General features: G+C 71.1%; 1 pseudogene. It reads right to left on the bottom strand.

Features of this window, described 5'->3' with window-relative positions:
• Positions 1-249 (bottom strand): annotated as a pseudogene (locus D7X55_RS45270) (hypothetical protein); the annotation flags it as partial.

Raw genomic sequence — 249 nt, 5'->3', positions numbered from 1 at the left:
GCGATCCGCTTGGCCGACCCCAATCTCGTCAGCGCCGCGAACTCGAGCACCGGCTCCCTGACGAACTCACCAGGGCGATCCGCTTGGCCGACCCTCACGCGATCCATGCCCCCGGTCCTTGACAGGGCCTCGGCGCGCTTGAGGCGCACCTGGGTCTGGGCCAATTGCTTCTCCAACTCGGCGACGCGCCGGGCGCTTGCGTCGGGCACCTTCGCCGGCGGGCCGCGCTTCTTCAGGCTGCCGGCCGAC

This window comes from Corallococcus sp. AB049A (assembly GCF_003668885.1).
Lineage (GTDB): Bacteria > Myxococcota > Myxococcia > Myxococcales > Myxococcaceae > Corallococcus > Corallococcus interemptor.
The sequence above is the reverse complement of the archived record's forward strand: the minus strand, read 5'-3'. Positions and strand labels throughout refer to the sequence as shown.